This is a genomic window from Arthrobacter sp. Ha26, assembly GCF_059091705.1.
The window spans coordinates 1-26,604 of the sequence record NZ_JBNHGX010000008.1; the positions used below are offsets into that span (position 1 = coordinate 1).

Annotated in this window: 23 protein-coding genes and 3 tRNA genes; 17 read left to right on the forward strand and 9 right to left on the reverse strand. The window is 63.3% G+C overall.

What is annotated here, in order from left to right:
• Positions 1–161 precede the first annotated feature (161 nt).
• Positions 162–1,223, forward strand: a complete 1,062-nt coding sequence (locus tag AC5RVY_RS16830; RefSeq protein WP_493955847.1) for a hypothetical protein — start codon at positions 162–164, stop codon at positions 1,221–1,223.
• Positions 1,224–2,002: 779 nt separating this feature from the next.
• On the opposite strand, the gene AC5RVY_RS16835 is transcribed toward AC5RVY_RS16830, so the two are convergent.
• Positions 2,003–2,203: a helix-turn-helix transcriptional regulator gene (locus tag AC5RVY_RS16835; protein ID WP_493955848.1), complete on the reverse strand. Its 201-nt coding sequence runs from the start codon at positions 2,201–2,203 to the stop codon at positions 2,003–2,005.
• Positions 2,204–3,203: 1,000 nt separating this feature from the next.
• Between AC5RVY_RS16835 and AC5RVY_RS16840 the strand changes: the two genes are divergently transcribed.
• Together AC5RVY_RS16840 and AC5RVY_RS16845 are read left to right on the forward strand one after the other, a co-directional pair.
• Positions 3,204–4,067 carry a tyrosine-type recombinase/integrase gene (locus AC5RVY_RS16840; protein ID WP_493955849.1) on the forward strand — a complete coding sequence of 288 codons (864 nt, stop codon included), beginning with the start codon at positions 3,204–3,206 and terminating at the stop codon, positions 4,065–4,067.
• Positions 4,068–4,736 (forward strand): hypothetical protein, encoded by a 669-nt coding sequence (locus AC5RVY_RS16845; RefSeq protein ID WP_493955850.1) that lies wholly within the window; start codon positions 4,068–4,070, stop codon positions 4,734–4,736. It begins immediately after the preceding gene.
• 96 nt (positions 4,737–4,832) lie between these two features.
• Here AC5RVY_RS16845 and AC5RVY_RS16850 read toward each other — a convergent pair.
• Positions 4,833–4,905, reverse strand: a tRNA-Arg gene (locus tag AC5RVY_RS16850).
• 216 nt (positions 4,906–5,121) lie between these two features.
• Here AC5RVY_RS16850 and AC5RVY_RS16855 point away from each other — a divergent pair.
• From AC5RVY_RS16855 to ettA, 3 genes are all read left to right on the forward strand, one after another.
• A complete protein-coding gene (locus AC5RVY_RS16855; protein ID WP_493955851.1) occupies positions 5,122–5,682 on the forward strand; it encodes a single-stranded DNA-binding protein in 561 nt (186 codons plus the stop codon).
• A gap of 139 nt (positions 5,683–5,821) precedes the next feature.
• A complete protein-coding gene (locus AC5RVY_RS16860; protein ID WP_493955852.1) occupies positions 5,822–6,388 on the forward strand; it encodes a DUF6993 domain-containing protein in 567 nt (188 codons plus the stop codon).
• A gap of 52 nt (positions 6,389–6,440) precedes the next feature.
• Complete coding sequence (gene ettA / locus AC5RVY_RS16865) at positions 6,441–8,123, forward strand: energy-dependent translational throttle protein EttA (RefSeq protein WP_139029494.1); 1,683 nt, start codon at positions 6,441–6,443, stop codon at positions 8,121–8,123.
• Between the two features lie 95 nt (positions 8,124–8,218).
• Here ettA and AC5RVY_RS16870 read toward each other — a convergent pair whose 3' ends face one another.
• The gene (locus tag AC5RVY_RS16870; RefSeq protein ID WP_493955853.1) at positions 8,219–9,199 is read right to left on the reverse strand and encodes an acyl-CoA thioesterase; all 981 of its coding nucleotides are present in this window, start codon (positions 9,197–9,199) and stop codon (positions 8,219–8,221) included.
• Positions 9,200–9,262: 63 nt separating this feature from the next.
• On the opposite strand from AC5RVY_RS16870, the gene AC5RVY_RS16875 reads away from it, so the two are divergent.
• Positions 9,263–9,922, forward strand: coding sequence for a DUF8185 domain-containing protein (locus AC5RVY_RS16875; RefSeq protein ID WP_493955854.1), 660 nt, complete (start codon positions 9,263–9,265; stop codon positions 9,920–9,922).
• A gap of 30 nt (positions 9,923–9,952) precedes the next feature.
• On the opposite strand, the gene AC5RVY_RS16880 is transcribed toward AC5RVY_RS16875, so the two are convergent.
• Positions 9,953–10,405 carry a globin gene (locus tag AC5RVY_RS16880; protein WP_493955855.1) on the reverse strand — a complete coding sequence of 151 codons (453 nt, stop codon included), beginning with the start codon at positions 10,403–10,405 and terminating at the stop codon, positions 9,953–9,955.
• 2 nt (positions 10,406–10,407) lie between these two features.
• Positions 10,408–11,094, reverse strand: coding sequence for a mechanosensitive ion channel family protein (locus tag AC5RVY_RS16885; RefSeq protein ID WP_493955856.1), 687 nt, complete (start codon positions 11,092–11,094; stop codon positions 10,408–10,410).
• Between the two features lie 117 nt (positions 11,095–11,211).
• On the opposite strand from AC5RVY_RS16885, the gene AC5RVY_RS16890 reads away from it, so the two are divergent.
• Positions 11,212–12,204 (forward strand): Rossmann-fold NAD(P)-binding domain-containing protein, encoded by a 993-nt coding sequence (locus AC5RVY_RS16890; RefSeq protein ID WP_493955857.1) that lies wholly within the window; start codon positions 11,212–11,214, stop codon positions 12,202–12,204.
• Positions 12,205–12,212: 8 nt separating this feature from the next.
• On the opposite strand, the gene AC5RVY_RS16895 is transcribed toward AC5RVY_RS16890, so the two are convergent.
• The gene (locus AC5RVY_RS16895; RefSeq protein ID WP_493955858.1) at positions 12,213–12,695 is read right to left on the reverse strand and encodes an OsmC family protein; all 483 of its coding nucleotides are present in this window, start codon (positions 12,693–12,695) and stop codon (positions 12,213–12,215) included.
• Positions 12,692–15,280, reverse strand: a complete 2,589-nt coding sequence (gene pepN / locus AC5RVY_RS16900; protein ID WP_493955859.1) for an aminopeptidase N — start codon at positions 15,278–15,280, stop codon at positions 12,692–12,694. The genes AC5RVY_RS16895 and pepN overlap by 4 nt, the downstream gene beginning before the upstream one ends.
• A 161-nt stretch (positions 15,281–15,441) precedes the next feature.
• Here pepN and AC5RVY_RS16905 point away from each other — a divergent pair, with 161 nt between their 5' ends.
• The 3 genes from AC5RVY_RS16905 to AC5RVY_RS16915 all read left to right on the forward strand — a co-directional run bounded on the left by AC5RVY_RS16905 (position 15,442) and on the right by AC5RVY_RS16915 (position 18,026).
• Positions 15,442–16,458 (forward strand): hypothetical protein, encoded by a 1,017-nt coding sequence (locus AC5RVY_RS16905; RefSeq protein WP_493955860.1) that lies wholly within the window; start codon positions 15,442–15,444, stop codon positions 16,456–16,458.
• A gap of 138 nt (positions 16,459–16,596) precedes the next feature.
• A complete protein-coding gene (locus tag AC5RVY_RS16910; protein WP_493955861.1) occupies positions 16,597–17,091 on the forward strand; it encodes a ribose-5-phosphate isomerase in 495 nt (164 codons plus the stop codon).
• A complete protein-coding gene (locus AC5RVY_RS16915; RefSeq protein WP_493955862.1) occupies positions 17,091–18,026 on the forward strand; it encodes an Fpg/Nei family DNA glycosylase in 936 nt (311 codons plus the stop codon). The genes AC5RVY_RS16910 and AC5RVY_RS16915 overlap by 1 nt, the downstream gene beginning before the upstream one ends.
• A 48-nt stretch (positions 18,027–18,074) precedes the next feature.
• On the opposite strand, the gene AC5RVY_RS16920 is transcribed toward AC5RVY_RS16915, so the two are convergent.
• Positions 18,075–18,148: transfer RNA gene (locus tag AC5RVY_RS16920), tRNA-Gly, on the reverse strand.
• A gap of 156 nt (positions 18,149–18,304) precedes the next feature.
• On the opposite strand from AC5RVY_RS16920, the gene AC5RVY_RS16925 reads away from it, so the two are divergent.
• From AC5RVY_RS16925 to AC5RVY_RS16950, 6 genes are all read left to right on the forward strand, one after another.
• Positions 18,305–18,379: transfer RNA gene (locus tag AC5RVY_RS16925), tRNA-Pro, on the forward strand.
• Between the two features lie 81 nt (positions 18,380–18,460).
• Entirely contained in the window at positions 18,461–19,846 is a 1,386-nt protein-coding gene (gene tig, locus AC5RVY_RS16930; protein WP_493955863.1) for a trigger factor, read from the forward strand.
• A gap of 249 nt (positions 19,847–20,095) precedes the next feature.
• A complete protein-coding gene (locus tag AC5RVY_RS16935) occupies positions 20,096–20,740 on the forward strand; it encodes an ATP-dependent Clp protease proteolytic subunit (RefSeq protein ID WP_493956034.1) in 645 nt (214 codons plus the stop codon).
• A gap of 36 nt (positions 20,741–20,776) precedes the next feature.
• Complete coding sequence (locus AC5RVY_RS16940) at positions 20,777–21,436, forward strand: ATP-dependent Clp protease proteolytic subunit (RefSeq protein WP_493955864.1); 660 nt, start codon at positions 20,777–20,779, stop codon at positions 21,434–21,436.
• A gap of 176 nt (positions 21,437–21,612) precedes the next feature.
• Complete coding sequence (gene clpX, locus AC5RVY_RS16945; protein WP_493955865.1) at positions 21,613–22,893, forward strand: ATP-dependent Clp protease ATP-binding subunit ClpX; 1,281 nt, start codon at positions 21,613–21,615, stop codon at positions 22,891–22,893.
• A 72-nt stretch (positions 22,894–22,965) separates the two neighbouring features.
• Positions 22,966–23,580 carry a mycothiol-dependent nitroreductase Rv2466c family protein gene (locus tag AC5RVY_RS16950; protein ID WP_493955866.1) on the forward strand — a complete coding sequence of 205 codons (615 nt, stop codon included), beginning with the start codon at positions 22,966–22,968 and terminating at the stop codon, positions 23,578–23,580.
• Positions 23,581–23,928: 348 nt separating this feature from the next.
• Here AC5RVY_RS16950 and valS read toward each other — a convergent pair whose 3' ends face one another.
• Positions 23,929–26,550, reverse strand: a complete 2,622-nt coding sequence (gene valS / locus AC5RVY_RS16955) for a valine--tRNA ligase (RefSeq protein WP_493955867.1) — start codon at positions 26,548–26,550, stop codon at positions 23,929–23,931.
• Positions 26,551–26,604: the final 54 nt, after the last annotated feature.

A 26,604-nucleotide genomic window follows, 5' to 3' on the forward strand; every position in this document is an offset into this window, starting at 1 on the left:
GCCCTCGACAAGACCGGAAAATACGGCAGAATAACCAGCGTCAAAGTGGCTCACTTTTCAGCCCGCGAAATGGCTCACTTTTCGACCAACGCTGACACATTAGGAGCTGCCAGTCAGGCTGCGGACCATGGTCGCTATTCCCACCTCTCGACCAGGAGCAGATGTTCGCCGTTGTGCGCAACTCGGTAACTGCTGCGGCAGCGCTCGGCTTGGGAGTGACTATTGTCCTCTCGTACCGCCGACAACGAGTAGCTGAGGAAACGCTCACCTATACGGCTGAGACTCAGCGCCTCGCCGTCGAGGCCCAGCAGTTGGCCGCAGAGCGACTAGCGCGTGAAAGTCTGGACACTCTTAGAAAGCGATACTTGGATATTGCGACCTTACTGAATTCGGAAGGCGCCCTGAATCGTATTACGGCTCTTCACGCCCTGGAGAGCTTAGCCGTATCTTGGCGACAGTTTGATAATGATCGAGAAGCTAGCGCCGCCGTTGGGCTTTTGTTGTCCACGGCGCGTTTGTCCAACAACGATTCATCTACTCAGGCGATTGAATTCCGTCAAACAGTAATTCGAACGCTTGATCGTCACCTACAAGTAGAAGTAACGAAAGGGTATGGTTGGGGCAGCCTCACCATCGATGCCACTGCTTGCCTAGGTTCGAGCGGTATCACTGACTGGATTGTGGACGGGGGGAACTTGACGGCGTCCCCGCGAGCGTCAAGCTATCTTGCTGTGGACGGCCTACGAATCATGAGTGGTTCCGTGAAACTCAGGAGTGGTGAATCGATTCTTTCCTCCCAGACAACCGGTAATGTACTTACCCGACTTTCTATCGCGGGCGGAAGTCTTCGACTCCTGCTGTTGACCGGACAGGCAGAATCTACTGCAATAATTTCTGATGCAACTCTAAGCGGCGGCACATTAAGCCTTCTCGGCATGAAAGCTGAAACCGAAGCTAGAAGCTATATATTCAAAGACTGCAGAATTTCCGGCACGATAATCATGGCGGCCAAGGGCAAGGCTTCAAATTTTCACTTTTCACGATGTGAGTTTCGTGCAGTACCTTCAACTTGGTCTTGGATCAGACAAAAGGATCGCATTGTTACCTTCTCTGAGTGCGTTGCCATAGATTCCCGAGGAAAAAAGGTTCCGATTGGAAGCTTGCAGGAGCTATACGAAGCACTGGAGTTCCATCCACGAGCAGATGACCGAGGCGACTTATGAGGCGTTGGGTCCGGTGTATCGCAGGCTATTGGGGGCCAGCCCGCCTGTATGGTTTCGCCAATGCTCCTGCCAGCACTATCAACAAGCAGTCACGGTATTTGCAGCGAGCAGCCCTGAAGGGTAGACAGGCGGTCAGCGCTTGTTGGGGAAATGTTGGGGAAGAGGTGTTTGTGTGGCGGGGTGCCGTCGGGGTCGGTGTCGCCCATGTAGGGGTTCCATTCGATCCGCTGGGAGTACCGGTACAGAAGGCGGTGGACAGGTCCCTCCGGTGATGGCATCCCCGGCGGGCATCCCGGCTGCCAGGGGCACACTGCCGCATCCTTTGAACGTCCTGCGGCAATCTACGGGGCGTCAGCGTCCGCCAGCCCTTCTTTGAAGTATCACCGTCTGCGCCTGAAGCGAGGATCAATCCGCTTCCATTGCCGAAAGCGTCTTCAGATTCGTCCAGGACTCTATCAACTTCCAGCCCACGGATTGATGGGGAGATGTAGGGAAATACGCCTTTGGGGATACCAGGTGATACATAGAGCGGCTTGTATCCCAGATTTAAGTGTCGCCCGCTACTTAGTGCGTTTTCTGTAGCTAGTGCTTTCGGATTGCATTCCACTGAAGTTTCGGAGCCACACTAAAGCCACAGTCAACCCAGCGGAAGCTCCAGCCGGGTTCCTGCAGTCTTTCGGAACGCGTGCGGGGTAATCCAACTCGTCCTGCGCTGCGCGCACTGCTCAAACTCAAAAAAGCCCTAACTTCGAATCGTGGCGCAAGCGGCCCTTAGTACCTCATAGGTTTTTTGTGAGCTGTTCCTCCTCCCAAGCCAGAACGTCCGCCAGCCTGTACCGGACGTGTCGCCCCACCGTGAATCCCTTTGGGCCTGTTCTGGTGGTCCTCCACCTGTAAACCGTCGCCAGCGGCACGTTCTCTCGCTCAGCCAATTCGCGCGGTCCTAGGTGGCGCTCGGGCTGCTGCATCAATGCTGTCATCAGATCCACTTTTCTCGCTGAGCAAGTTCTGCGTTGCTTGCCTACCCAATAGCTTACCGCGATCGATAAGTGATGACAAGGCTTAGTCACCTGTGAGATAATTGGATATGACGATCGAAGTAGAGCCAGAGAAGAAGCCGTACATGGAGCTGATTCCGGGCTTGTGGTGCCCACCGAAGTTCGCTGTGTTTGCCAGCGCCGGAGAGTTTCCGCAGGACGTCCTAGCGGAAGTAGTGCCCGATTTGGCTCAGGGTCTACTTGTCGTGCGGAGGTTGGAGGTGCAACAGAGGGTGGGGGGCGAACCAATTACCAGTGTCGCTCTTCGTTCCATAGCAGTGGGTAAGTTGGTTCGAGCCTGTGTGCCATTCCTGCAGATGCGTACCACGGATCCTGAATCTGGCGCTGTAACGAGGACCGGCACGCCTTGGCTTAGCGGTGAGGACTTGGAACATGCCCGTGAAAACGGTCCTGATACCCAGACATTGCAACGTGTTGCGCATATTTATCGACTTTCGCTGTTGCATGAGGGGACTCCCACCAAGGCTGTATCCTCTGCTTTTCAGGTCAGTCAAGCCACAGCAGCGAGATGGGTTACGAAATCTAGATATATGGGCTTCTTGGGTCCAGTGAAAGGGCAAGGCAGGGCTGGTGTCCTATCTGCGGGTGGGGATGTAGAGTGAGTCGCCCACCACTACAGATTGGAACCTGGGGGCGAATCAGTCGTGATGAGGTGGCCCCTGGTGTCTGGAGAGCCATGGCACGCTTCCGTGACTTTGATGGCGTTACCAGGAAGGTTGAAGCTCGAGCGAGAGCGTCCTCAAAGAATGATCGCGGTTCAAAGGCCGAACGGGCTCTAATCTCGGCCCTTAAGGAACGGGCAATGCCTGCTGGCGAGGACATAACGCCGGATACACGCCTGAACCGTTTGGCTGACATTTGGTGGCTAGAGTTTATGGATCAAGGTCGAGCTCTGAACACGCAGCGGCGTTACCGAGAGGTTTTGGACTCGTACGTGCGCCCGGGCTTGGGCGGCCTGACCATCCGGGAAGCGACTGTCTCGCGACTGGACCGGTTTCTTAAGTCCGCAACAGCCAAGCACGGCGCTGCCACAGCGAAGCTGGCCAAGACGGTTCTGTCGGCGATGCTTGGGCTCGCGGCCCGCCACGGCGCCGTCGGTGCCAATCCACTGAGGGACGTTGCGAAGGTCCCCATCAGCCGTAAAGAAGTCCGGGCTCTGGCGGTTGAAGAGGCCGCCGCACTTCGCGCTGGTCTCCGGCTATGGCAGCGAGACTCCCGGCCCCGCGGGCGGAAGCGCCCGGACGATCTCCTCGACGTCGTCGACGTCATGCTCGCCACAGGTGCCCGTATTGGTGAAGCCCTGGCGCTGCGGTGGAAGGACATTGACCTGAAGTCGGAGCGGCCAACGCTTACGGTCACGGGAACAGTCATCTACGTGCCGGGGGAGGGGATGACCATTCAGGAGCATCCCAAGTCAACCAACTCCCGCCAGCGCTACTACCTGCCACCGTTCGCCGTGGAAATGCTGCTGCGGCGCCAGGTGCAACAGGTGGTAGCTAACCCCTGGGACGTGGTCTTCCCGTCCTCCACAGGCACGCTGAGAGATCCGGGGAACTTCCGGAAGCAGTGGCGCTCCGCACGCGATGACATCGGCTTCCAGTGGGTCACACCCCACACCTTCCGGAAGTCCGTCGGCACGCTCCTGGCCAACGCAGAAGGCATGGCATCCGCTTCTGCACAGTTGGGCCATTCCAACGAACAAACCACAAGCCGACACTACGTCCAGCCGACACACGAGGCGCCGGACATGACGGCCCTCCTGCAGGCATTCGGAAGCGAGGCATAGATGGTGGTAACGGTCGCAGGAGCGCCGGATTTCGGTCCCGAGTATGGAGAGGCCATTCGAAAAATGGTGGAAGCTATGCGCCCTCTATTAGAGGAACACAGCAAGGCCATGTCTACGATGATGTCCAGACTGGCGGCCAGTGACGCTTTCCTGACGCAGCAGGAATCCATTCGCAAATTTGCCGCCTCGATGGCATCTACACTTTCCGCGGTCAGCCTTCCGGTCTTGGCGCCTGAAACTGTAGCCGGTCTGGCTAGGATGCAGGCGGTGACGTCGGAGATGCTAGCGGCGCAACTTCCGGACATGTCGGTGCTAAGCCGATTTGGGGAGATGGTTGCCCGAGGAGAACTGGCCGCAGATGTTGTTCAAGCTGCACATGAAGTTGTCGACGGGGTCGAGGGCTATCAAGAAGCCATTGCGGACTTCTCCATCCGTGCCACCATTGCTCAAGTCTTCGATCCTAAGACAATCGCCGAGGGTGTCTACATCTTCGTTTTCATCGTGTGGCTCGTCGGGTCTTTGTGGATTGCTGGGCTAAGCGAGGAGGCGAAGTCGATCAGCGATGCTGTAGGGCTAACCGGCGTAGCGGGCTCGCACAGTGTCGCAAAGTACGTTTCTACCAAGACCACAAAGGTCGTCATAAAAAAGCGGAATACGCGTAGGCGCTGAGCAAAGCGGTGGGTAAGTGGTGGATTAGCTGGACCACAAGCAAAATCAAAAGGGGCTCTGTCCTGCGTTTCCGCAGGTCAGAGCCCCTTTTTAGCGTGCCCCAGGAGGGAATCGAACCCCCGACCGGCGGATTAGAAGGCCGCTGCTCTATCCCCTGAGCTACTGAGGCAATGGCTTCCGGAGCTGAGATCCGGTGCCTCAAAAAGTTTACATTGCCGGCAGTGGAGGCGCCGTCATTGAAATGCAACGGTCCACTGATCCTCCACAGGCGGCTCCAGCCCTTGGTTGTGCACATAGGGGTACCGGGGCCTCCCGCTGGGGTTTCCGTCGGCGCAATGCTGGTCTTGCCTGCTAGGGCAGAACCACATGGAGACAGGACGCAGAGATGAACGACACCATAACAATCAAAGGCTTTGTCGCCACCGACATCACAAGCGGCACAACACCGGGGGGAGTGGCCACCGCCGAATTCCGGATCGCTTCCAACTCGCGTCGGCGTGACAAGGACGGCCAATGGGTGGATGGCCACACCAACTGGTTCACGGTCCAGGGTTACCGCCATATGGCCGGCAACATGGGCTGCAGCATCCGGAAAGGCCAGCCCGTCATCGTGGTGGGTACGCTGAGGATCCGCAGCTGGGAGAGGGACGGCAGGGTCTACTACTCGCACACCATTGATGCCGACGCCGTGGGCCATGACCTCATGTGGGGGACGGCCAACTTCACCCGGTCTTCCAAGAAACCGCTCCTCTCGCTTGTGGAGCAGGAGCCACCCTTCGACGCAGGCCACCAGGCAGGGCCGGACGGACCTTTCAACGAACCCGAGGACAGCGACGATGACAGCGCTGACGGCGGAGACCCGGCTGCCGCCTACGTCGAAGACACCAACGGTGACCTGCTGGCCCTTGACCTGGAAACGGGGGAACTCGCCGACTCCCAAGTTTGAGGATGCCCCTGTCAACGCCACTCGGCTCCCTAGGCTCCTTGGCGGGCAGGGCCACAGCACCCCCGGCTGCGCCCCTGTCCGCCAAGGTCATGAAACCCAGGACGGAAGCTGGCCCGTGGGGGCGTGGCAGAATGGCACCATGCGGCTTACCCCTGACCACTGGCAGAACCATGCGGCCGCTGGGACGTCCACTGCAGCAGGCCGGCTGCTGGCTGCGACGGCTATCGCAGCTCTCGTGGCGGCCTTGTCGGGCTGTGTGAGTGGAACGCCGGAAGTCCAGGCTGGAGCATCGGAGCCCGCAACTGCGGCAGCTTCCACTCCCGCGCGATCTACGGGAGATGGCCCTGCTGCAACGGAAGCAGACGAACCGACTGCGGGCAGCTCCGGGGCGGCGTCCGACACGGCAGCAGAGGCCGCTGCCACCGAAACTGTTCGGAAGACTGTGACGGAGGTGCTCGGACGGTTGGCCGCAGGCTCACCAAAGCCGGCCACAGCCCAGGTGACAGATGCCCTCACCGGGGCGGGAATCCCCCCGGCGGGGTTGCAGGTTTCGCAGAGCCGTACCCCCACGGGTCTGGAGGCCGATGCCATCGAAGCGGCGGTGCTTCAAGGAAAGGACTGCGTCATCGGCCAGGTCCGTGACGGCTCAGTGACGGTGACTGTCCTGCCGGTACTGGCCAGCGGCAAGTGCTTTGCAGGGTCTTGATACTGCTGGACCGAATGTGAGATATGCCCGCCGACCCACTAGATTTGGAACCATGGCGGAATTTATCTACACAATGACCAAGGCCCGAAAAGCCGTTGGCGAAAAACTCATTCTGGACGATGTAAGCATGTCCTTCTTTCCGGGCGCCAAGATCGGTGTTGTGGGCCCGAACGGTGCCGGTAAGTCCACCATCCTGAAGATCATGGCCGGCCTGGACACCCCCTCCAACGGTGAGGCCCGGCTCAGCCCCGGCTACACTGTGGGCATCCTGCTCCAGGAACCACCTTTGAACGAAGAAAAAACCGTCCTGGGCAACGTCCAGGAAGGCGTGGGTGAGATCTACGGCAAGATCCAGCGCTTCAACGAAATTTCCGAGGAAATGGCCAGCCCCGATGCTGACTATGACACCCTCCTGGAGGAAATGGGACAGCTGCAGGAAGCCATCGACGCCGCGGATGCGTGGGACCTGGATTCCCAGCTGGAGCAGGCCATGGACGCCCTCCGCTGCCCGCCGGCGGACGCCGACGTCACCAACCTTTCGGGTGGTGAGCGGCGCCGCGTAGCCCTGTGCAAGCTGCTCCTGCAGAAGCCGGACCTGCTTCTCCTGGACGAGCCCACCAACCACCTGGACGCAGAAAGCGTGCTCTGGCTCGAACAGCACCTTTCCAGCTACGCCGGCGCAGTACTGGCCGTCACCCACGACCGCTACTTCCTGGACCACGTGGCCGAATGGATCGCCGAAGTGGACCGCGGCCACCTCTACCCCTATGAGGGCAACTACTCCACATACCTGGAGAAGAAGCGCGCCCGCCTGGAGATCCAGGGCAAGAAGGACGCCAAGCAGGCCAAGCGGCTCTCCGAGGAACTTGAGTGGGTACGGTCCAACGCGAAGGGCCGCCAGACCAAGTCGAAGGCCCGCCTGGCCCGGTACGAGGAAATGGCTGCCGAAGCGGACCGGACCCGCAAGCTGGACTTCGAAGAAATCCAGATCCCGCCGGGACCGCGCCTTGGCGGCCTGGTGCTGGAAGCCAAGAACCTGCAGAAGGGCTTTGAAGACAGGACCCTCATCGACGGACTGTCCTTCAGCCTGCCCCGCAACGGCATCGTGGGCGTTATTGGCCCCAACGGCGTCGGCAAAACCACGCTGTTCAAGACCATCGTGGGCCTGGAGCCGCTCGACGGCGGTGACCTGAAGATCGGCGATTCGGTCAAGATCTCCTACGCGGACCAGAGCCGTGGCGGCATCGACCCCAACAAGACCCTGTGGGAAGTCGTCTCGGACGGCCTGGACTTCATCCAGGTGGGCCACGTGGAAATGCCGTCCCGCGCCTATGTCGCCGCCTTCGGCTTCAAGGGCCCGGACCAGCAGAAGAAGGCCGGGGTGCTCTCCGGTGGTGAGCGCAACCGCCTGAACCTCGCCCTGACCCTCAAGCAGGGCGGCAACCTGCTCCTCCTCGACGAGCCCACCAACGACCTGGACGTCGAAACGCTCAGCAGCCTCGAAAACGCGCTGCTGGAGTTCCCGGGCTGCGCCGTGGTGGTCTCGCACGACCGCTGGTTCCTGGACCGGGTGGCCACCCACATCCTGGCGTACGAAGGTGACGAGGAGAACCCCTCCAAGTGGTACTGGTTCGAGGGCAACTTCGAATCCTACGAGGAGAACAAGGTGGAGCGGCTGGGGCCGGATGCGGCCAAGCCGCACCGCGTCACGCACCGCCGCCTCACCCGCGACTGATCAGCGGGACAGCGAACAGACAACAGGCCGGCACCTTCGAAAGGTGCCGGCCTGTTGGCGTTCCACCCGCAGTAGTGGGGGAAGTAAGGCGAGGGCTACTCCTTGGAAGCCCTGCGGATCTGGTGCTCCATCACCTTGCTCTGGAAGGCGCCCACAACTTTGTTCTTCAGGTCGGTGGGTACGCGGACCATCCCTTCCTGCGCCACCGATGCCACGTGCTGCCCGGCCTGGTTGAAGATCTTCCCGGTCGCGAGTCCCCGGGCCCCCTGCGCGCTCGGTGATTCCTGAACGTAGAGCAGCCACTCGTCCACCCGTGCCGGGCGGTGCCACCACATGGCATGGTCCAGGCTGGCAACGTTCATTCCCGGCGTGATCCAGCTCAGCCCGTGCCGCCGCAGGATGGACTCAAGCAGCGTGTAGTCGCTCGCGTAGGCCAGCGCCGCCCGGTGGAGGTTGGGGTTGTCCGGCATGGGGCCAAAGGTCTTCATCCACACGGCGTTGCGGGCTTCCCGCTCGCCTTTCGCGGACACGTACAGCGGCGGATCAACGTGCCGGATGTCGAAGGGACGCTCGTAGGCCCAGTGCCGCGCCACCGGGTGGTCGAACTTGCCCAGCAGCTCCGCCGTGCTGGGCAGCGACTCGGGGTCAGGAATGCCGCTGGGCATCAACGACTGGTGCTCCAGGCCTTCGTCCTCGCCCTGGAACGAGGCAATCATCGACAGGATCGGAACGCCTTCCTGGTAGGCATGCACCCGCCGGGCCGAGAAGGACCGGCCATCCCGGAGGCGCTGCACTCCGAAGGTGATGGGCTTGTTCGCGTCGCCCGGGCGCAGGAAGTAGCCGTGCATCGAGTGCACAAAACGGTCCGGGGCCACGGTCCTGATGGCCGCAATGAGTGACTGTGCGAGCACCTGCCCGCCGAACACCCGGTGGTGCGGCTGCTGCTGGGACGGGCCCAGGAAAATGTCCTCATCCGTCCGGGCCCCCTCGAGCTCACCAAGGTCCAGTAGGTTGATGAGCGATAGGGTGGGGTCCTCGCTGGGGAGCGCCAGGAGTCCGGCGTCGGCTTCAGTCATGGTTCGACTCTAGACGGCGCCCCGGCACTGCTCAACAAAGGCCCAACCGGTAGTGTTCTAGGTGTGTCTGATCTACTCACCTCGTCATTCCGTTTCGCCGATCCCCGCGACCTTGCTGATTTGAAGACTTTCGCTACGCGGGCAAAAGCAATCGACGACGGCGCCATCCGGCTTCAGGCGGCGGGTTCCGTTCTCGCCGCGTATGTTTGCGTCCTGCGGCCGCGGGTGCTTGGCGAATCGACTCCCACCATCCTGGGGCTGCGCACCATGGGGCTGGCCGAGCCGTCCGGCGCGGACGTCACCGTTCCCCTGGCCGCCGTGCTGGACCGCCTTGCCCGGGCGGGGGAGGACGACGTCGAGCTGCCGGTTCCGCCGTCCACCGTCACCGAATCCTGGACCGGGGTGGGCGCCCCCCGGAGCGGCTGGGAGCTGATGGGTCCGCGCAGCGACGCAGCCCTGCGGGCGGCTGCTGAAGCCGGCATCGCGGAAGTGGCCGGGATAGTGCCGGACAAGCCGGGCGCGCTGATTGTCAACAATGCCCGTGCTGCCGTTTGGGGCAGGGAACTGGATGAAACCGGGCTCCCGGCAGGGGCTGCCTTCGCGGCCCTGGCACTAGGTTTCCTTGGCGACGGCGACCAGAAACTCTACCGCGCGGGGCGCTGGTTCCGGCTGACCGGTCCGCGGGGGCATGTGCTGGCACGGACGGGCAGCGGACTGCTCTGACAGCAACCGGTGCTGTGGCAGTCCGCAGCGTTACTGGCCGGGCGCGCTGTTGACCATCGACAGTGCAGCACGTTCCATGTAGTCCCAGAGGGTGCCTTCGTAGAGCGGCGGCAGTTCAAGGGCATCCACGGCTGCGCGCATGTGGAACAGCCACCGGTCCTTGGCCTCCGGCGTCACCTTGAACGGCATGTGGCGCATGCGCAGCCGGGGATGGCCCCGCTCTTCCCCATAGGTGGTGGGGCCGCCCCAATACTGTTCCAGGAACATCAGGAAGCGGCGCTTTGCCGGCGCCAGGTCCTCTTCGGGGTACATCGGACGCAGCAGCGGATCTGTGGCCACGCCGTCGTAAAAGACATCGATCAGCTTGACGAATGTTTCGTGGCCGCCCACGGCGTCGTAGAAGTTGTCGGTGTAGCCAGGCTGGCTGAACGGATCGTTCTGCATCAGCTGGCGTGGCGGCTGCGGTTCGATGGGGATGGTCATCGCTAGTCTCCGGCTTTCTGGTCAGTCTTTTTGGTCTCGGCGCCGTGTTCGCTGCCCTGGTCGGTGGTGCCGTCGGCTGACTCGTGCAGGGGCATGTAATTGCCTTGGGACCGGTTGCCGACGCGGAGGATTTCCCCGTTGCGGAGGTACCAGATGGCGCCGTCGTCGGACCGCACCCGGGTGATGCGCAGGCCCATGGACTCCACCACGCCAACCACCTCGCTGGTTTCGATCACGTCGCCGATGCCGTACTGGTCTTCAATGGTAATAAAAATTCCGGCCAGGAAGTCGCGGATCAGTTGCTGGGCGCCGAAGCCGATGGCCACACCCAGGATGCCCACGCTGGTGAGGAGGGGCGCGATGTTGATGTCCAGGTTCTGCAGAACGTACATGCCGGTGATTACCACCACGAGCACCCCCACAACGCTGTTCAGCAGTGACCCAATGGTTTCGGCGCGCTGCACGCGGCGTTCGTGGTCAAGGGCACGCAGGGCGGGGGCAACCCACTTGAACGTGGGCTTCTTGAAGAAGTTGCTGCCCGCCGCCACCCTGCGGGTGATGCGGGAAATGATGAAGGTCGCAACCAGCCATACCGTGACGCCCACGCCGAGGCTGATCACGATGCCCGCGATGCTGAAGCCATCAGGATTACTGGCGGCGGGAGGAAGAATCGACAACGTACTGAGCATAAGGGGGTAAAACTCCTGGGGTCCCCGGCTGGGCCGGGATGTGGATGCCGGCACGCCGGTTAAGCCCGGCGCGGAAGGCTCTGTTCTCCTTCAACCCTAGCGCCGTACCGTGGCGGCATGCGCATTCTTGTCCTCGGCGGAACCGCCTTCCTGTCCGCAGAAATCGCCCGCCAGGCCCTAAACGCCGGGCATGAAGTGACCTGCCTGGCAAGGGGATCGGCTGCCGATCCGCCGCAGGGAGCGGTTTGGCTGAAGACTGACCGTGCAACCGGCGGGCAAGCCTACCGGGATGCCATGGGCGAATGGGATGCCGTGATCGAGGTGGCCCGCGATCCCGTGCGGGCGTCGGAGGCGCTGCACGTTCTCGCGGATCGGGCCGCGCACTGGACGTTCGTCTCGAGCTGCTCCGTTTACGCCGACGCTTCCATTCCCGGCGCAGGGGAAGCTGCCGGCCTTCTTCCCGCGCTTGCGCCGGGTACTCCTTCCACACCGGAAAACTACGGCGGGTCGAAGGTGGCCATCGAGGAGGCAACGCTCCGGGCGGTTGCCGGCAAAGCCCATCTCTGCCGTGCCGGCCTGATCGGCGGCCCGGGGGACGGTACGGACCGCTACGGCTACTGGCCCGCCCGTTTTGCCAGGGACGGGAAGCCCGTTCTGGTGCCCGCAATCGAGGACGCTTCAACACAGGTGATCGACGTTCGGGACCTCGCCGCCTGGATCCTGCTGGCAGCGAAAGGGGGAGTTACCGGTGCACTGAATGCGCTGGGGGACCAGGTGCCATTCGGGCAATATATCCGGGCCTCCCGGGAGGCGGCCGGCCACTCCGCGGATGTGGTGCCCGCTGAGGAGGCCTGGCTGGCGGACCAGGGCGTGGGCTACTGGGCCGGCCCGGATTCCCTGCCCCTGTGGCTCCCGCCCGGGAATGAGGGTTTTATGGCGCGGAGCAACCAGGCGGCCGTCGATGCAGGCCTGCAGCTGCGGCCCTGGCAGGAGACCCTGGCGGATACGCTGGATGACGAACGCTTCCGTGGCCTGGAACGCCCGCGGAAGGCCGGCCTGTCGCCGGAAACGGAGGCGCGTCTGGTGTCCACCCTGCAGGGCAGTGCCTAGGCTGTGCCTCAGTCCCGGCCAGCCACCACAGTTTCCGGTGCATGATCCACCGGAAAATTAACGCTGCGGGCAATGAAGCACACCTGGTTGGCCTCATGGTGCAGCCGGCCGGCAAGTTCCGCCTGGCTTTTGTCCGCAACCGTCACGCGGGGGTGCAGCGTAACGGTCTCGAACTGGCCGCTGCCGTCCCGGTTCAGCCGCATCAGCCCGGACGCGTCGTCACTGTAGTCAGTCACCACCACGCCGTGCTTCACCGCCACGTGCAGGTAGGACAGCATATGACATTGCGCCAGGGCGGCCAGGAGCAGTTGTTCCGGGTTGTAGCGCTCCCGGTCCCCATGGAAGGTGGGATCCGCCGATCCCTTAAGGACCGGCAGGCCGGGGATGAGCACGTCGTGGTCCCGCGAGTAGCCGCGGTAGGAGGACGTGCCCTCACCCAGGTTGCCGGTCCACTGCACAGTCAGCGCGTAGCGGTGCTCACCCAGGCTCATAAAGCAGGACCTGCTTCGCCGGGGAGGACGTCAGCCGCGCGGGCGCGCAGGGCCCGGGCAACGCCGTCGCGGTTTTCCAGCATGAGCCGGCGCAACGCGGCGCTTTCAGGCGGAAGCGACGCCAGGAAGCCATCCGTCCGGTCCACCGTGGCCTGGGTGGTCTGCAGGGCGGGGTAAAGCCCTACGACGATCTGCTGGGCCAGTGCGTGCGTGCGCGTTTCCATGATTCCCGGCACTGCCTGGAAGTACTTTTCGGCGTACGGTTCCAGCAGGGACCGGTCCAGGACCCGCATGAACCCGTTGACCGCTGAGCCCTGAAGCGCGTTGGACAGCTCGCCCTTCACCACGATTGATTCCCAGGCCGCGGCTTTGGCTTCCGGGGTGGGGATCGCGGCCTTGGCAAGGGCAGCAGCATTTTGCCCGCTGGACGTGTTGTCGCGCCCAAGTTCGGCGTCGATGCCGTCCTGGCCCAGCCGGCCGCCCACCACGAGTGATGCGATCAGCTCCCACCGCAGGTCCTGGTCAACGGCCAGCCCGTCCAGGACGAGCGAGCCGTCGAAGAGGCCGGCAATCTTATCCAGCTGGCCTGCAGTGTTGGCCAGCAGCGCAAAGGACTTCACGAACTGCAGCTGGGCATCGGAGCCCCCCGGCACCTGGGACGCCAGCTCCCAGAGCTTGTCGACAGCGGCGGCTGCCGTCGCCTGCCGGTGCTCCTCCGCCACGTAGAAGTTCAGGGTAGTGGCCAGCTGGCGGAGCTGGACCAGGATCACCGAGGAATCCGTCTCCGCGGCAACGTTGGCAAGGACCAATTCCACGTACCGGCGCGCGGGGGTCTCACCGTCGCGTGCAGCGTCCCAGGCTGAGTTCCACACCAGTGTCCTGGGAAGGCTCTGGGTGAAGTCCTTCAGGTGCGCGGTTGCAGTGGCCAGTGACTTCTCATCCAGCCGGACTTTCGCATAGGCAAGGTCGTCGTCATTGACCAGGATCAGGTCCGGCTGCGCAAGGCCCGCCAACGCCGGCACTGCGGTGCGCTCGCCGTCGACGTCCAGCTCCTCCCGGTGCACCCGCTCCAGCTTGCCGTCAGAGTTGAGGTTGTAGAAGCCGACGGCCAGGCGGTGCGGACGGATGGTGGGCCACTCTTCGACGGCGGACTGCACGATGGCAAAGGTTTTAAGCCTGCCGTCGCCGTCCACCTCCAGCTCCGGCGTGAGGGTGTTGACCCCGGCCGTTTCAAGCCACTGCCGGCCCCAGACATCGAGGTCGCGGCCGCTGGCTTTCTCCAGCTCCACGAGGAGGTCGCTCAGCTCGGTGTTCTGCCAGGAATGCTTGGCGAAGTACTCCCGCACACCGGCCATGAACTGCTCCGGCCCCACCCACGCCACCAGCTGGCGGAGGACAGAGGCGCCCTTGGCGTAGGTAATGCCGTCAAAGTTCACCTCCACATCCTGGAGATCGTTGATCTCGGCGAAAATGGGGTGGGTGGTGGGCAGCTGGTCCTGGCGGTATGCCCAGGACTTTTCCACCGAGGCAAAGGTGGTCCAGGCGCTGGTGAACGACGTCGCTTCAACAGCCGCGAGGTGGGACATGTACTCGGCGAAGGATTCATTCAGCCACAGGTCGTTCCACCAGCGCATGGTCACGAGGTCGCCAAACCACATGTGGGCGAGCTCGTGGAGCACGGTGATGGCCCTGCGCTCAATCTGCGCCCCGGTGACCTTGCTGCGGAAGACGTAGCCCTCGAGGATGGTGACGGCTCCGGCATTTTCCATGGCGCCGGCATTGAACTCCGGGACAAACAGCTGGTCGTATTTCCCGAACGGGTAGGGGCAGCCGAACTGTGCCTCGAAAAATGCGAAGCCCTGCCGGGTCAGCTCAAAAATGTTCTCCGCGTCCAGGTACTGCATCAGCGATTTCCGGGCAAAGACGCCCAACGGGATAACGCGTCCGTCGGCACTGGTTACCTCGCTGCGCACGGACTGGTAGGGGCCGGCGATGAGGGCCGTGACGTAGGAAGACAACCGCGGGGTGGGGGAGAAGGACCAGACGGACCTGGCGCTGCCATCCGCCCCGGGGGTGGTCTCCACCGGGGCGGGGGTGGGGGAATTGGAGATGACGTCCCAGTGTGAGGGGGCGGTGACCGTGAAGGCGAACGTGGCCTTCAGGTCCGGTTGCTCGAAAACGGCGAACATGCGCCGCGAATCGGGTACCTCAAACTGCGTGTACAGGTACACCTCGTTGTCCACCGGGTCCACGAAGCGGTGCAGGCCCTCGCCGGTGTTCATGTACGGGGCGTCTGCCACCACGGTGAGCTCGTTGTGTTCTGCCAGTTCCGGCAGCTGGATCCTCACGCCGTCAGCCACAGTGGCCGGGTCAAGGCTGCGGCCGTTGAGGGTGACGCTGTGAACGGCGGACGTGATGGCGTCAATGAAGGAGGAGGATCCGGGCTTGGCGGTGAACTTTACTGTGGTGGTGCTGCCGAAAACCTTCCCGCCCTTGGTCAGGTCCAGGCTGACATCGTAGGACTCGACGGTAATCAGTTCGGCACGGCCGCTGGCTTCGGCGCGCGTCAGGTTCAGACCAGGCAAAGTGGGGCCTTTCGGACGATTGGCGACTGCCCGTTGGCGGTGCCCAGCGGGAGCATTTCATCATTCTTGCATTCCTTTACGGCCTAACAAGTAGCGCGGCCCACAGTGGGTACAGGGATAAGTGGGAAGTCAGTGGCAGGCGGCGGGAGTAGCGTTAAATCATGGGCAAGTTCAAGGAGTCAGTGGACACCAGGGCCCTGCGGTTTGTCGCGGGATTCCCGGTCATGGTGGCGGCCGCCTTCGTGGTGTGCGCCTTCCTGCTTCGGCCCGACCTTCCCGAGCCGCTCGCCATCCGGTGGACGGCCGACGGCGGTGCCTCCTTCGCGCCCTTCGCCGCCTATGTCACGGGAGGGGCCCTGATCATCCTGGCCGCGGGCTGGCTGGTCCTTTCCCAGGCGCTTCCGGTCAGGCGGCCGGTGCTGATGCGCCGCATCATGATGGGGGCCGGACTGTTCGTGACGCTTTTTGTCACCAGCGCCCTGGCCGCCGGACTTATCGGCCAGGCCGGGCTGGCGGACGCCCGGGAATCCCGGGTGGACATGACCGTTCTCGCGCTCGGCAGCGGGGCGGCGGTGTCCCTGGGCGTGACCATCGCAATGGTCTACAAGGCAGACCAGCAGTGGTCGCCTGATGACGACCGGGCACTGCAGCTCGCCATTGCCAGGGAACTGGATCCGGACCTTTCACGGGACAGCATCCGGCTCTGGGTGCACGCACGCAGCTCCGTCTTTGTCATGATCGCTATCGCCTCGCTGTTTCCGGCCGCGCTGATCGCCATTGCCGTGCCCTGGCTGGGTGTGCTGCTGGTGGTCCTCGCTGTGATCGGTGCGGCGTTCCTGTGCGCCCGGATCAAGGCCGACCGGAAGGGCCTGAAGGTGCTGCTGGCCGGTGTTGTGCCGGTTATGGACGTGCCCGCAGGCGCCATTTCGGCAGCCAGCGCGGCAGAAGTCCGCGCTGCTGACTTCGGCGGATGGGGCTACCGGCACCACAGCGGAACCGCGGCCATGCTTGTCAGCAGCGGTCCCGCCGTCGTGGTGAAGAAGACCGACGGCCAGCGGCTGGCAGTCAGCGGCGGGACCCTGGACTCGGCCGCGCGGCTGGCGGAGGTCCTGACGCGGGTGGCGGCCAGGGCGCGGCGTGCCGGCGGAGAACCGGCCGCAGGCCAGCCTGAGTCCTAGTTCCCGCAGCGCGGCACGCGCGCCTGGTACGGCGGCAGTCCGCGCGTCCCCTTGTCCTAGTATCCTTGTCCGTGTTGTCCTGACCCCGGCCTGCACCGTCCGTGCCGGCCGCCAGCGCCCACCGAACGGATTCTGCTCGTGACTTCTTCCCCTGCCTTCCCGCGGGTCCACATCGCCACCGACCACGCAGGCATGGAACTCAGCGCCCACCTCGTCACCCACCTGACCGCCAAGGGGTATGACGTGGTGGACCATGGTCCCAAGGTCTACGACGCCCAGGATGACTACCCGTCGTTCTGCATCAATGCTGCGCTCGCCGTGGTGGCGGACCAGCAGGCCGGCGTCCACGCCCTGGGAATCGTGCTCGGCGGATCCGGCAACGGGGAACAGATTGCCGCCAACAAAGTCAAGGGCGTCCGGGCGGCGCTGGCCTGGAACCACTCCACAGCCACCCTGGCCCGTGAACACAACGACGCCAATGTCGTGGCAGTGGGCGGCCGCCAGCACACGGTCGAGGAAGCAACGGAGCTGATTGAGGCCTTCCTGTCCGAGCCCTTCAGCAATGACGAGCGCCACGTCCGCAGGATCGGCAAGATCGCCGCCTACGAAACAACCGGTGAGGTCATCGAGTAGTGCCGGAAGGGCATACGCTCCGTCGCCTCGCGCGGCAGTTCGGGGACGTTTTCGGCGGCCAGCGGCTGGCAGTTTCCAGCCCCCAGGGCCGGTTCGCCGGGGGAGCGGCGCTCCTGGACGGGCACGTCCTGGTTGCCGCGGACGCCCACGGGAAGCACCTGTTCCTGCACTTTGACAACTCGCTGGTACTGCATGTCCACCTGGGCCTCTACGGGGCCTGGAGCTTTGGAGGTGACAGCAGCTTCGCGGGATCTTCCAGCATCGGCGCGCCGCGGCGGGTGGGGGAGCAGGAGAGCTTCGACGACGAAGGTGGCGGACGGCCCTATGAGGGTCCGCCTCCACCCGTAGGGGCAGTGCGCGTCCGGCTTGTGGGCGCCAACGGCTGGGCGGACCTGCGCGGGGCTACCACGTGCGAAACCATCCCTGCAGCCGAGGCCGACGCCGTGCTGGCCCGTTTGGGTCCGGACCCGTTGCGTAACCGCCGCGGGGATGCCGGCCTTTTTACGGCCACGCTGCAGAGCCGCACAGCCCCCTTGGCCGCGCTGCTGATGGACCAGAAAGTCATCGCCGGTGTGGGAAATGTTTACCGGGCCGAGGTTCTCTTCCGGCGGCGGCTGGATCCCTGGCTGCCGGGCAGCGACGTTCCGGACGCCGAGGCACGCAAGCTGTGGCGCGACGTCGTCTCCGTCATGAACGACGGCGTGGCCGACGGCCGGATCATCACCACCACGCCGAGGTACTGGAGCGCCGCCGAGGGCAAACTGCCGGCGGCCCGTTCCGCCGTCGTCCGGACCGACAGCTACCCGGCCCGGGAGGATGCCCATTTTGTCTACAAACGCCAGGGGCTGCCCTGCCGCGTCTGCAGGACCACCGTATTGATGGCCGAGCTGGTGGGCCGGAAGCTTTACTGGTGCCCGTTCTGCCAGCAGGCCTGAACACCGCGGCAAAAAGCAAAAGGCCCCTCAATGAGGGGCCTTTTGCACTGGAGGGGACGACGGGAATCGAACCCGCGTAATCAGTTTGGAAGACTGAGGCTTTACCATTAAGCTACGTCCCCGAAGGAAGATCCATCTCCAAGCCTAGTACCGCAGGCGCCGGCTGATGGGAACTTCGGGCTGGCTGTTCAAGCCGGATACAACTAAACCTAATCCATGGGCTACGTGTCAAATGTGCAAAGACGGTGCGTATCACCGTAGACTTGCCTGTGCACTTACGGGGTGTAGCTCAGCTTGGCTAGAGCGCCTGCTTTGGGAGCAGGAAGTCGCAGGTTCAAATCCTGTCACCCCGACTCTGCGGCCCGGACCTCTCGGCCTGGACAAAACATTGCGTTTGCAGAAACCCATCCCACAAACCCAGGAGTACTTAGACCGTGAAGAGCGCTGTCGAGAACCTCACCCCCACGCGGGTCAAGCTCAATGTTGAGGTCCCCTTTGAGGAATTGAAGCCCAGCATCGACTCGGCCTACAAGACCGTTGCTTCGCAGATCCAGGTCCCTGGCTTCCGTAAGGGCAAGGTCCCCGCCAAGCTCATCGACCAGCGCGTCGGCCGCGGGTACGTCCTGGAGACGGCCATCAACGAAGGCCTCAACGGCTGGTACCAGGCTGCCGTGCAGGAATCCGGCATCCGTCCCCTGAGCCGTCCCGAGGTAGAGATCACCGAGGTTCCGGACCCCTCCGCCACGGACGGCGGCCTGAAGTTCGCAGCCGAGGTTGACGTCCGCCCGGAGATCGAACTCCCGGACTACGCCGGCATTCAGGTGGAGGTCGCCGCAGCACAGTCTTCGGACGAGGACGTGGACAAGGCCTTGGACGAGCTCCGCGGCCGCTTCGGCACGCTGAAGCCCGTAGACCGTCCCGCTGCCGATGGTGACTTCCTCACCATCGACATCACCGCCAGCATCGACGGCGAAGAGGTTGACTCCGCTGCCGGCCTGTCCTACCAGGTTGGTGCCGGTACCATGCTCGAAGGCCTCGACGAAGCCGTTACCGGCCTGAGCGCTGACGAAGACGCTATCTTCAACACCACCCTGGTGGGTGGCGACCACGCCGGTGAAGCAGCCCAGGTCAAGGTGGTAGTCAAGGCCGTCAAGGAGCGCGAGCTCCCCGAGGCCGACGACGACTTCGCCCAGCTCGCCTCCGAGTTCGACACCCTTGCCGAGCTCCGCGAGGACCTCGCCAAGCAGGCCGCCGACTCGAAGGTTGTTGAGCAGGGCGTCGAGGCCCGCGACAAGGTCCTGGACAAGCTCGTTGAGCTCGTAGAGGTTCCGGTTCCGGACTCCGTCGTCGAAGAACAGCTCGAAGCCCACTTCAAGGAGGGCAACGGCCACGGTGAAGGCGAGCACGACACCGAGGAGCACCGTGAAGAGGTCCGGACCAACACCGCCCGCGCCTTCCAGAACGAGATCATCCTCGACGCCATCGCGGAGAAGGAAGAAGTTAACGTCAGCCAGAACGAGCTGATCGACTACATCGTCAGCACGGCCAGCCAGTACGGCATGGACCCCAACCAGTTCGCCCAGATCATCGATCAGAGCGGCCAGGTCCCCATGATGGTGTCAGAGGTTCGCCGCCGCAAAGCCCTGGCTGTTGTCCTGGGCCAGGCCACGGTGACCGACACTGAGGGCAACACCGTTGACCTCAGCGACTTCGTCCGCCCCGGCGGCGAAGAGGAAGCTCCCGCCGCAGAGGCAGAGGAAGCAGTGACTGAAGCACCCGAGGTTGCTGCCGACGAAGACAAGGCAGAGGCCAAGGCCTAGCCTGTGCTGTAAAGCAAGTTTGTACGGCCCCCGGATCCCAAGGATCCGGGGGCCGTTTGCTTTGCACCGGCAGGGCGCCACAGCATCTCCCTCCGGGGGCCTGCCGATCGTGCGCCGTCAGCGAACAGCCCACGGCGCGCGAACAAAACGTCGGTGAAACCGGTTAGTGTCCAAGTAGAGATTTTCAGTGATGTCACCGTCACCAGCGAGAGGTAAGTACATATGTCACAGCACCCAGAGGCCCCCCGGATGGCGACCGTCGATCCTGCAGCCCAGGACAACTACATTTACAACCGCCTCCTCAAGGAGCGCATCATCTGGCTCGGTTCAGAGGTGCGTGACGAGAACGCGAACGCCATCTGCTCGCAGCTGCTGCTCCTTTCGGCCGAAAACCCGGAACGGGACATCTACCTGTACATCAACTCGCCGGGCGGCTCCGTCACCGCGGGCATGGCCATCTACGACACCATGCAGTTCATCCCGAACGACGTCGTCACCGTCGCCACCGGCCTCGCAGCCTCCATGGGGCAGTTCCTGCTCTCCTCCGGCACCAAGGGCAAGCGCTATGCCACCCCGAACGCACGAGTCCTGATGCACCAGCCCTCCGGCGGCATCGGCGGCACCGCCTCGGACATCAAGATCCAGGCCGAACTTATCCTGCACATGAAGAAGGTCATGGCGGAGCTGACGGCCGAGCAGACCGGGCAGACCGTTGACACCATCCTCAAGGACAACGACCGCGACAAGTGGTTCACGGCCACTGAAGCCCTCGAGTACGGGTTCTTCGACAAGATCGCCGCCCACGCGGGCTCCGTTTCCGGTGGCGGCGGTACGTCCAACAATGACGGCGCAACGTCCAACGGCGCTTCGGGCGAAACCCCCTCCGCGAACTAGACCGGCACAAGAACACTCAGATCAGGAGCAATAACAATGAACTACAACTTCGGGTGGTCCGCCGGTAATCTTCCGTCCAGCCGCTACGTCCTGCCCCAGTTCGAGGAGCGCACGCCCTACGGCTTCAAGCGCCAGGACCCCTACACCAAGCTCTTCGAGGACCGCATCATTTTCCTCGGCGTCCAGGTGGACGACGCCTCCGCTGACGACATCATGGCGCAGCTGCTGGTGCTTGAGTCCACTGACCCGGACCGCGACATCACGCTGTACATCAACTCCCCGGGCGGTTCGTTCACCGCAATGACGGCAATCTACGACACCATGCAGTACATCCGTCCCGAGATCCAGACGGTATGCCTCGGGCAGGCGGCCAGCGCCGCCGCGGTCCTGCTGGCTGCCGGCACGCCCGGCAAGCGCCTGGCACTGCCCAACGCCCGTGTCCTGATCCACCAGCCGGCGCTCTCCGGCGGCCAGGGCGGACAGGCCTCCGACCTGGAGATCCAGGCCGCGGAGGTCATGCGCATGCGGTCCTGGCTTGAGGACACGCTGGCGCACCACTCGGGACGGACGTCCGAGCAGGTCAACAACGATATTGAGCGTGACAAGATCCTGACCGCGGAGGAAGCCCAGGCGTACGGCCTGATCGACCAGGTCCTGGATTCCCGCAAGATCAAACCGCAGGCCATTTCCAGGTAGCGGTAAAGTAAAGCGCCGGTGGCGCCAATCATTTGGCTCCACCGGCCTTTTCATTCCACCCTCGGAAGCGAATGTGACCTAGAGTGGATGTTGTCACAAACCGGCCAGCGCAGGCTGGTGGAGATTCCAGCAACGGTGCAAGGCTGCCTGGCAGCAAGATACTAAGGGGTTCACATATGGCTCGGATTGGCGAGAGCACGGATCTGCTGAAGTGCTCTTTCTGCGGAAAGAGCCAGAAGCAGGTGCGCAAGCTCATAGCCGGGCCCGGTGTCTACATCTGCGATGAGTGCATTGAGCTGTGCAACGAAATCATCGAAGAGGAACTTGCGGAAGTTGCCGATCTCGGCAGCTTTGAACTGCCCAAGCCGCGGGAAATCTTCGACTTCCTGCAGGAATACGTGATCGGCCAGGAGCCCGCCAAACGGTCCCTCGCCGTCGCTGTCTACAACCATTACAAGCGGATCCAGGCCGGCCACGCCCCTAAGTCGGGAAGCCTCGCCGAAGGCGGCCACCACGACGACGTCGAAATCGCCAAGTCCAACATCCTCCTGATCGGTCCCACCGGCTGCGGAAAGACCTACCTGGCCCAGACCCTCGCCCGCCGCCTGAACGTTCCGTTCGCCGTAGCCGATGCCACGGCACTGACTGAGGCCGGCTACGTGGGCGAGGATGTGGAGAACATCCTCCTCAAGCTCATCCAGGCCGCTGACTACGATGTCAAGAAGGCCGAACAGGGCATCATCTACATCGATGAGATCGACAAAATTTCCCGCAAGAGCGAAAACCCCTCCATCACCAGGGACGTCTCCGGCGAAGGCGTCCAGCAGGCGCTCCTGAAAATCCTGGAAGGTACTGTCGCCTCCGTTCCTCCGCAGGGCGGCCGGAAGCACCCTCACCAGGAATTCATCCAGATCGACACCACCAACGTCCTGTTCATCGTGGCCGGTGCTTTCGCGGGCCTCGAGGAGATCATCGGTTCGAGGTCAGGACGGAAGGGCATCGGCTTCGGTGCACCCCTGAACGAGGCCAGCAAGAAGATCGATTCCTACGGTGAAGTGATGCCGGAGGATCTGCTGAAATTCGGGCTGATCCCGGAATTCATCGGCCGTCTCCCCGTGATCACCACCGTGTCCAACCTGGACCGGGACGCGTTGATCCAGATCCTCTCAACCCCCAAGAACGCCTTGGTAAAGCAGTACCAGAAGATGTTCCAGATCGACGGCGTGGAGCTGGTGTTCGACGACGGCGCCCTGGACGCCATCGCCGAGCAGGCACTGGAGCGCGGAACCGGCGCCCGCGGACTGCGCGCCATCATGGAGGAAGTGCTCCTCCCTGTGATGTTTGATCTCCCGAGCCGCGAGGACGTGGCCAGTGTTGTGATCACCGAGGACGTGGTCCTTCAGGGCGCGGATCCCACCATGATCCCGCACGTCACCAAGCGGCGTAAGTCTGCCTGAAAACCTTTCGCTCTCCACCGTCAGATGCGGCTGCCGCCTGCGCAGCCGCCCGCGCCTGAAGGACCATGCCCGATGACTGAAACCGCAAAGAACAAAGCTGATTTCTGGTTTGACCCGCTGTGCCCGTTCGCCTGGATCACCTCGCGCTGGATCGGCGAGGTGGAAGACGTCCGCGACATCGAGACGGTATGGCACGTCATGAGCCTTGCGGTCCTCAATGAGGGCCGCGACTTGGAGCCTGCTTACCGCGAGTCCATGGACAACGCCTGGGGCATGGTGCGGGTGATCATCGCAGCACAGCAGGAACACGGCCAGGAAACAGTCAAGGCCCTCTATGACGCCATGGGCACCCTGATCCATGAGCGCGGCGAGAAAGACCGGGCACTGGTCATCACCAAGGCCCTCGCTGAGTGCGGCCTTCCCGCTTCGCTGGCTGAAGCGGCCACCACCGATGCCTACGACGAGCAGCTGCGCGCGAGCCATGAGGAAGGCATTTCCCTGGTGGGCCAGGACGTTGGAACGCCTGTGGTGGCCTTCAACGGCACTGCCTTCTTCGGCCCCGTCCTTACCCGCATCCCGCGCGGCGAAGAGGCGGGCAAACTGTGGGACGCCACCACGGCCCTTGCCTCCTTCCCGCACTTCTTCGAGCTGAAGCGCAGCCGCACCGAAAGCCCCGAATTCGACTGAAGCCGGACCTGCAGGCCCTCCCGCAAGGAACGCTGAAGAGCCCCGGTAGAACTACTGGCTTGTAGTTCTACCGGGGCTCTTGCGCTTCCGGAGGGGCAGGACAATGATGGTTCTTACCCCCTTCGAAAGAAGAGGGACGCAGGAACCGAAGATTCAGTGATATGTATTTGACGCAGCCATCGGCAAAGCCGGATACAAGCTACCAGTGACGAGGTAGGAAGACCTGAAATTTCCTAGGATCTTGCCAGACCATCAAAGACGTCACCGGATGGCCGAAAAGTCGAAGCCCCACCAACGGCAAAACGCTGATGGGGCTTCCCCTTTGCCCTGAAACGGGCGGCTGCCTGACTAGGCCTGTACGGGTTCCTCGGTTGCTGCCAGGGCCACGTCGCTGACGGCCAGGTCGCCGTCGCCCACCACCAGGGTGATCTCCCGGGCGTTGGACGCAGCCTTCAGGTCCGCAAGCCCCGCGTTCAGCTGCGTGGTCAAAGCCTCCGAAGCCGTGATGGTCGCGGACAACACCTCGGTGCGCTGCTTGACCTTGGCCTCGGACTTCGCCTTCCGCACACCGCTGAGGGCAACACCCACCGTGGCAAGCATGGTGGTGTCACCGCCCGGCACGTCCAGCGGTACAGGCCATTGGGCGCGGTGGACGGAGCCGTTCCGCCACCAGCCCCAGACCTCTTCGGTGGCGAAGGGCAGGAACGGCGCGAACAGCCGCAGCAGGGTGTCCAGGGTGGTGGCCAGTGCTGCGAGCACGGACGCCTGTTCGGCTTCCCCCGCGGCGCCGTAAGCGCGGTCCTTGATGAGCTCCACGTAATCGTCCGTGAACTGCCAGAAAAAACTTTCCGTGATCTGCAGTGCGCGGGCGTAGTCGTAGTTTTCGAACGCCTTGGTGGATTGCGCCACCACGTCGGCGAGCTGGGCAAGGACGGCCCGGTCCAACGGGTTGGACAGCACCGAGAGGTCACTGGAGAGCACCGATGCCTCGGTGGCGCCGAGGTTCAGCACGAACTTCGAGGCATTCAGCAGCTTGATGGCCAGGCGCCGGCCGATCTTCATCTGGGCGATCTCATAGGCAGTGTCCGCCCCGAGCTTCGCGGACGCTGCCCAGTAGCGGACGGCGTCGGAACCGTATTCCTCCAGCACATCGGTGGGGACCACCACGTTGCCCTTGGACTTGGACATCTTCTTGCGGTCCGGGTCAAGGATCCAGCCTGAGATAGCAGCGTGCTTCCACGGCGCGCTGTTTTCCAGGGCGTCGGCACGGACCACCGAGGAGAAGAGCCAGGTCCGGATGATGTCGTGGCCCTGCGGCCGGACGTCAAACGGGAACACCTTGGCGAAGAGTTCCTCGTCGCGCTTCCAGCCGCCCACAATGTTCGGCGTCAGGGAGGACGTGGCCCAGGTGTCGAGGATGTCGGCGTCGCCCGTGAAGCCGTTGGGGACATCGCGCTGCGCCTCGTCGAAACCCGGGGCGGCATCGGCGGCCGGGTCCACTGGCAGCTGCTCATCTGAGGGAACAATGGGGGAGTCGTAGTCCGGGTTGCCGTCGGCATCCAGCGGGTACCAGACGGGGATGGGAACCCCGAAGAAGCGCTGCCGGGACACGAGCCAGTCACCGTTCAGGCCGGAGATCCAGTTTTCGTAGCGTGAGCGCATAAAGGCAGGGTGGAAGTCGATCTCCTGCCCGCGCGCAATGAGCCGCCCGCGGCGGTCCTCGTCCCTGCCGCCGTTGCGGATGTACCACTGGCGGGAGGTGACAACCTCAAGGGGCTTGTCGCCCTTCTCATAGAAGTTCACGGGGTGCATGATCTTCTTCGGTTCGCCCTCCAGCAGGTCGGCAGCGGTGAGGAGCTTCACCACCTCCTCCTTGGCGCTGAAGACGGTCTTGCCGGCGATGGCAGCGAACGCTTCACGTCCAATATCCGTGGTGATCCAATCAGGCGCGTCGCTGACGATCCTGCCGTCCCGGCCCACGATGGCGCGTGTGGGGAGCTGGAGTTCACGCCACCAGGTGACGTCGGTCAGGTCGCCGAAGGTACACACCATGGCAATGCCGGAGCCCTTGTCGGCCTTGGCAAGGGGGTGGGCCTTGACTTCCACCTCGACGCCGAAAACGGGGGACGTGACCCTCTTGCCGAACAGCGGCTGGTACCGTTCGTCGTCGGGATTCGCCACCAGCGCGGCGCAGGCCGCCAGCAGTTCGGGACGCGTGGTCTCGATGTAGATCCGCTCGCCGTCCTCAGTGAAGAACGGGTAGCGGTAGTAGGCGCCGGGCACCTCGCGGTCCTCGAGCTCGGCCTGGGCCACAGCCGTGCGGAACGTCACATCCCAAAGGGTGGGCGCCTCGGCCATGTAGGCGTCGCCCGCTGCCAGGTTGGCAAGGAACGCACGCTGCGAGACGGCCCTGGAGTTGTCATCGATGGTCCGGTAGGTCAGTTCCCAGTCCACGGACAGGCCAAGCGTCTGGAAGAGGTTTTCGAAGACCTTCTCGTCCTCAACGGCCAGCTCTTCGCACAGTTCGATGAAATTCCGGCGGGAGACCACGTCGAAGTCCCGCTGGTTCTTGGCGGGCTGTGCCGGCGGCCGGTAGTCAGCGTTGTACGGGATGGACGGGTCGCAGCGCACACCGTAGAAGTTCTGCACCCGGCGTTCCGTGGGCAGCCCGTTGTCGTCCCAGCCCATCGGGTAGAACACGTTCTTGCCGATCATGCGCTGGTAGCGCGCCAGCACGTCCGTCTGCGTGTAGGAAAACATGTGCCCCACGTGCAGCGACCCGGAGGCGGTGGGCGGGGGAGTGTCGATTGAGTAGACCTGCTCCCGGGTGGTGTCCGGGTTGAACTTGTAGGTCCCTTCGGCAAGCCAGCGCTGCGTCAGGGCAGCTTCGAGGCCTTCGAGGGCCGGCTTGTCCGGAACGTTGATGGGGGCGGTGTTGGGCGTGTCTGTACCCTGATTGTCTTCAGCCATCTGCCAATTGTTTCATGACCGGGCGCGTCCCCCGGCCGGGCGGCCACGCGGCAC

Coding starts and splice junctions, on each gene's coding strand:
- AC5RVY_RS16830 (WP_493955847.1), top strand. CDS start 162: ATGTTCGCCGTTGTGCGCAACTCGGTAACTGCTGCGGCAGCGCTCGGC.
- AC5RVY_RS16835 (WP_493955848.1), bottom strand. CDS start 2,203: ATGACAGCATTGATGCAGCAGCCCGAGCGCCACCTAGGACCGCGCGAA.
- AC5RVY_RS16845 (WP_493955850.1), top strand. CDS start 4,068: ATGGTGGTAACGGTCGCAGGAGCGCCGGATTTCGGTCCCGAGTATGGA.
- AC5RVY_RS16855 (WP_493955851.1), top strand. CDS start 5,122: ATGAACGACACCATAACAATCAAAGGCTTTGTCGCCACCGACATCACA.
- AC5RVY_RS16860 (WP_493955852.1), top strand. CDS start 5,822: ATGCGGCTTACCCCTGACCACTGGCAGAACCATGCGGCCGCTGGGACG.
- ettA (WP_139029494.1), top strand. CDS start 6,441: ATGGCGGAATTTATCTACACAATGACCAAGGCCCGAAAAGCCGTTGGC.
- AC5RVY_RS16870 (WP_493955853.1), bottom strand. CDS start 9,199: ATGACTGAAGCCGACGCCGGACTCCTGGCGCTCCCCAGCGAGGACCCC.
- AC5RVY_RS16880 (WP_493955855.1), bottom strand. CDS start 10,405: ATGACCATCCCCATCGAACCGCAGCCGCCACGCCAGCTGATGCAGAAC.
- AC5RVY_RS16885 (WP_493955856.1), bottom strand. CDS start 11,094: ATGCTCAGTACGTTGTCGATTCTTCCTCCCGCCGCCAGTAATCCTGAT.
- AC5RVY_RS16890 (WP_493955857.1), top strand. CDS start 11,212: ATGCGCATTCTTGTCCTCGGCGGAACCGCCTTCCTGTCCGCAGAAATC.
- AC5RVY_RS16895 (WP_493955858.1), bottom strand. CDS start 12,695: ATGAGCCTGGGTGAGCACCGCTACGCGCTGACTGTGCAGTGGACCGGC.
- AC5RVY_RS16905 (WP_493955860.1), top strand. CDS start 15,442: ATGGGCAAGTTCAAGGAGTCAGTGGACACCAGGGCCCTGCGGTTTGTC.
- AC5RVY_RS16935 (WP_493956034.1), top strand. CDS start 20,096: ATGGCGACCGTCGATCCTGCAGCCCAGGACAACTACATTTACAACCGC.
- AC5RVY_RS16940 (WP_493955864.1), top strand. CDS start 20,777: ATGAACTACAACTTCGGGTGGTCCGCCGGTAATCTTCCGTCCAGCCGC.
- clpX (WP_493955865.1), top strand. CDS start 21,613: ATGGCTCGGATTGGCGAGAGCACGGATCTGCTGAAGTGCTCTTTCTGC.
- AC5RVY_RS16950 (WP_493955866.1), top strand. CDS start 22,966: ATGACTGAAACCGCAAAGAACAAAGCTGATTTCTGGTTTGACCCGCTG.
- valS (WP_493955867.1), bottom strand. CDS start 26,550: ATGGCTGAAGACAATCAGGGTACAGACACGCCCAACACCGCCCCCATC.